Genomic DNA, 2,860 nt, shown 5'->3' on the forward strand with positions numbered 1-2,860 from the left:
GTCTGGCCGAGACCGAGTTCAACGACGACGGAACCGGCACGGCACGCCTGACCGATGCGGGCCGGACGCTGTGCACCGTGCTGTTCAAGGATCTGCCGGAATAGCGAGCGGGCGCGACATTAAAACTCTTGATGGCAGCCGGCTGCGAACGCGTCGCTGGCGAACGACTTCTTGATGGTCTTCCCGATCAGCGACGACGCGATGGTTTCGCCGCCGAATGTCGCTGGTGACGCCAAGTCGATGCGAGTTGGATGATAAATGGTGGAGAACTTCAGCTTCGACGGCAAGTATACTTCCTGGTTTTGAACCAGAGACATAGCATCATGGAAACAACCCGTGACACCGCATCCTTATCCGCCAAACCCCGTGTATATCTCGCTGGATTCGACGTCTTTCGCGCGGATGCTGCCGCCCATGGCGAGCATTTAAAAGCGCTTTGCCGCGAACGTGGAATGAGCGGGTTATATCCGCTGGACGGCCAGGTACCGGGCGATCTCGATCCCGTCTCAAAGGCCCAGTGGATTTACCGGGCCAACCTCGAATTGATCCGTGGCGCCGATATTGTCATGGCGAACCTTGACGATTTCCGTGGCGCGGGAGAACCCGATAGCGGAACCGCATTCGAAGTGGGCTTCGCAGTCGCGCTGGGAAAGCCCGTATGGGGTTATACGACCGAAGAGCGAACGCTTGTCGACCGCGTAGCTGTGCGGCACGACGACACCGCGTCTTTTTGCGATCGCGGATACATCGTTGAAGACTTCGGCCTGAGTATGAATCTCATGATCGCCTGTACTGCGCGAATCATCGTCGGCGGGCCGGGCCCCTGTCTCGATGCGATCGCGAAGGAGTAGGGCTAGACGCCGAGCTTTGGCCGGGGTTAGGGGGAAGGGTGCTGCTAGCGGCGAGTGTTCGGTGAGCGTGGAGTCCTTCTGCTTGCGTGGTCGTTCTGCTTAAGTCGGATTTTCTTGCTTATTTCTGTTAGCCCCTATTCGGGGCGGAACTTCATTTCTTTGCAAACGCGCAAAGAAACGAAGCAAAGAAACGCGTTTTAAACCGCCAATTTTTTAGTGTCGGCGTTGCTCATTTTATGTTTTTGGCACGAACGTAGTACAGCCACCACACATCAACGCCCAGTCGAACCCCCACCTCAAGCACATGCGGCGCGCACACGCTTCGCCTCAACGGCCGTATATCACGGCCTATCCTTGTATTCGCCGCACGCGCGCCCCTCCCCGGAGTCCAGCCACGTACTACTAAATGATGCACTGTCTACGAGCGTGAATGTGGAACTAACGAAGGTCATCCCTCGCAGCGAAGTCCCAGATAGGGAAGAAATCGCCGCCTGCAACGAGAAGGGATTCGCGCATGGGCAGTAGCTGTCTTGGCGCATCATGCGCCGCGATGTCCGGCATCATCGACGCCCGCCCGTGAAGTCGGCCGCAGCGTCGCAATGGGCTTGAGCGGAACGGGCCGGGGCGCCTCTTTCGTATGACAGTCGAACCCCGTCCGTTCGCACCAATATCGGCGGCCGTTACGCCTTCATTCGACGCGGAAGAGCTTGCGCGCCAGCGAGCAGAACAACGCCGTTGTCTCGCCTTCGTCCTGTTCGCGACGGCTCATTATGATTGGCGAGGAGACATGTGTTTCCGCCAGCCGCCGGTACACCACGCCATGCACGCGCAGGCCGTCGACGCTTTCCGGCACGAGCGAGACGCCGACCTGCGCGGCGACCAGCCCGAGCGCCGTCTGCAATTCCCTAACCTCGTGCACGCGCGCCGGCTCTAGCGCGTGATCACGCAGCGCCGACAGCTGCTGGTCGGCGAAGCTCGGGCGTGGAGAACTCGGATATACGATCAGCGTCTCACGCGCGATATCGGCAAGCGTCAGAGGCACATCCGGATTCGCCAGCGGATGATCCTGCGGCAACACTGCGATCATGCGTTCGTCCACCAGTATCTCGCGCGTGACCTGCGGGTCGTCGAAGCGCAGCCGTCCGAACCCGACGTCGATACGACCGCCCTTTAGCGCACCCAATTGTTCGAGCGTGAACATTTCGATCAGGGACAACTCGATATGCGGAGCGGCCTCCCGGAATGCGCGAATCACTTGTGGCAACGCGCCATATAGCGCTGACGGTACGAAGCCGATCACGATCCGTTCCGCCAGTTGCGCGAGCCGGCGCGTGAGCGGCGCGAGTTCGTCGGCTTCGCTGACCAGCCGTTTTGCTTGCGTATAAAAGATGCGCCCCGCCTCGGTCATTCGCAGCGGCCGCGACCCGCGCTCAAAAAGCTGCAAGCCGATATCCTCCTCGATCTGGCTGATCTGGCGGCTGAGCGGCGGCTGCGTCATGTGGAGCCGCACTGCCGCGCGCGTGATATTCATTTCTTCGGCGACCGCGATGAAATAGCGGAGTTGGCGCAGCTCCATGTATACCCCAGGAGAATGGAAGTCGTCTAAACGGGTGTTGGACTTCGAGATGGCTTTGTTTCTACCGTGCGGGCCAACCGGAGCAAAAGCATGATAGCAACAGGCGTGGCGTGGTTGGTTAGCGTGTGTTCAGCGCGCGGTTGTTCGCTGCATAGGTCATCCGCGATGTTGTTTTTGTTCCGGGGTTGGAGGCGAAGCGTGTGCGTGCCGTTGGTGCTTGAGGTGGGTGTTCAAGTGAGGGTGGATGAGTGGGATCGGCACTACGTTCGGGCCAAAGACCTGAAGTGATCGACGACGACACTAAAAAATTGGCGGTTTAAAACGCGTTTCTTTGCTTCGTTTCTTTGCGCGTTTGCAAAGAAATGAAGTTCCGCCCCGAACAGGGGCTAACAGAAATAAGCAAGAAAATCCGACTTAAGCAGAACGACCACGC

The 2,860-nt window shown here is 58.9% G+C and carries 3 protein-coding genes; 1 reads left to right on the plus strand and 2 read right to left on the minus strand.

What is annotated here, in order from left to right; genetic code table 11:
- Window positions 1–119 precede the first annotated feature (119 nt).
- Complete coding sequence (locus WCA53_RS19005) at window positions 120–287, minus strand: hypothetical protein (protein WP_423914056.1); 168 nt, start codon at window positions 285–287, stop codon at window positions 120–122.
- Window positions 288–323: 36 nt separating this feature from the next.
- On the opposite strand from WCA53_RS19005, the gene WCA53_RS19010 reads away from it, so the two are divergent.
- Complete coding sequence (locus WCA53_RS19010; RefSeq protein WP_423914059.1) at window positions 324–851, plus strand: nucleoside 2-deoxyribosyltransferase; 528 nt, start codon at window positions 324–326, stop codon at window positions 849–851.
- 688 nt (window positions 852–1,539) lie between these two features.
- On the opposite strand, the gene WCA53_RS19015 is transcribed toward WCA53_RS19010, so the two are convergent.
- Window positions 1,540–2,427 carry a LysR family transcriptional regulator gene (locus WCA53_RS19015; RefSeq protein ID WP_423914064.1) on the minus strand — a complete coding sequence of 296 codons (888 nt, stop codon included), beginning with the start codon at window positions 2,425–2,427 and terminating at the stop codon, window positions 1,540–1,542.
- Between the last annotated feature and the right edge of the window lie 433 nt (window positions 2,428–2,860).

This window comes from Caballeronia sp. (genome assembly GCF_049581465.1).
In the GTDB taxonomy this organism is placed as follows: Bacteria; Pseudomonadota; Gammaproteobacteria; order Burkholderiales; family Burkholderiaceae; genus Caballeronia.

Coding starts and splice junctions, on each gene's coding strand:
- WCA53_RS19010 (WP_423914059.1), top strand. CDS start 324: ATGGAAACAACCCGTGACACCGCATCCTTATCCGCCAAACCCCGTGTA.
- WCA53_RS19015 (WP_423914064.1), bottom strand. CDS start 2,427: ATGGAGCTGCGCCAACTCCGCTATTTCATCGCGGTCGCCGAAGAAATG.